Genomic DNA, 1,384 nt, shown 5'->3' with positions numbered 1-1,384 from the left:
GAACCCGGAAGCTAAGCCCACCAGCGCCGATGGTACTGCACTCGCGAGGGTGTGGGAGAGTAGGACACCGCCGCCATACACACCCCCGTGCAGGGCCCGAGACACCAGTCCCGGGCCCTCCACACATCTACACCATTATCCTCGCGCTTTCAGCCCGCCAATGAACGGCACTCTGCGAGCCTTTGACGGTGCTGCGTCTACATCATCTGCGAGCGCGCGCGATCGTTCTGTGTCGCGTTCACGTAGACCTTCGGAGATCCGGGCACGCTCGGACGGTAGCTTGTTTTGGGAGAGCTTCGCCTTGCCGTCTATTCGGTCGATTGTCATTGACAGGCCGACAATCGCCTTTGTAGCTCGGCCGAGGTAATCGTCTGTCATCATTGCCGCATGCTCCGGATCCCATGTTTTCGTAAGCTCGACAACCGCCTGTCTGACCCAGTCCGGATCATCATGCACGGTGACGGTTCCGTGGATTGTCACCTGGGTGTAGTCCCACGTAGAGGCGACCGCAGACCCGTCCGGCACGTCATATGCGCGCGAGCTGATGAAGTCGTGGGCGCCGGTGAAGATCATCGCCGCGGGCTGGGGCGAGTCGATGTTGCGCCAGTGTTCGTTGAAGCGCGCCATGTGGAGCAGGAGCTGATCGTCACTGATAATAATCGGCAATAAGGTGGCGTCGATTGTGCCGTCCTTGCGGGACGTGACCAGTGTGCCGGCGCCCTGGCTCTTGATGAAGTCGTGCTTTTCGCTGTCATCGAGTGCGAAGTAGTGGGGGATCAAAGGTGTCTCCTGGTGCTCGTACAGTGCCCATCAGTCTAGACAACTTTCCGGCTCGTGACCGATTCGTCCGACTCGGCATCTTCGTCGCAAGGTTCGCCCCGACAGGCAATGGAAAGGGCAAATCCGAGGCGAGCCCACCGGAATATTGTCGCAGGATAGCGATTATTGCCTGCATATTATGCAGGGTCCTGCGCGCGTGCGCAAACGCCTGACGGGTAAACAAAATGGCGTCGTGCCGGACAAAAATCTCGGTGCTTTCGTGACAGAGTGTCTGAAAGTTGCGCACGATCCAGTTTGCATAAATGCGTGAAAGTGGAATACCGTGTGGGGAGGTGAGGGAGTCCTTACCACGTAGCTTGATGTGTTCCTGAAAGGACATTCATGTCATCATCCATTGCGCGGAGGATCACGTCAGGGTTCTCCGCCGCCGCTCTCGTCATGAGCGGAATTCTCCTAGCACCGGAGTAGTGCCCCTTAGAGTGGATGCTCCTATTGTTGTCAAGCTGCTTTTTCCAATGTGAGTTGGTTGATGGTGGCGGTGGCGAGAGCTTCGAGTTCTCGGTCGGCGCGGGTGCCGATCTCGAGCCGTTGGAGACGCTGCCGG

Annotated in this window: 1 protein-coding gene and 1 rRNA gene; one reads left to right on the top strand and one right to left on the bottom strand. The window is 58.2% G+C overall.

The genetic code is table 11. The features are described 5' to 3' along the window. A 5S ribosomal RNA gene (gene rrf / locus H7E91_RS12255) occupies positions 1-76 on the top strand; the annotation flags it as partial. Between the two features lie 59 nt (positions 77-135). Here rrf and H7E91_RS11415 read toward each other — a convergent pair. Further along, positions 136-780, bottom strand: coding sequence for an FMN-binding negative transcriptional regulator (locus H7E91_RS11415; RefSeq protein WP_182355238.1), 645 nt, complete (start codon positions 778-780; stop codon positions 136-138). Positions 781-1,384: the final 604 nt, after the last annotated feature.

The sequence above is a fragment of the Flaviflexus huanghaiensis genome (assembly GCF_014118685.1).
GTDB lineage: Bacteria > Actinomycetota > Actinomycetes > Actinomycetales > Actinomycetaceae > Flaviflexus > Flaviflexus huanghaiensis.
The sequence above is the reverse complement of the archived record's forward strand: the minus strand, read 5'-3'. Positions and strand labels throughout refer to the sequence as shown.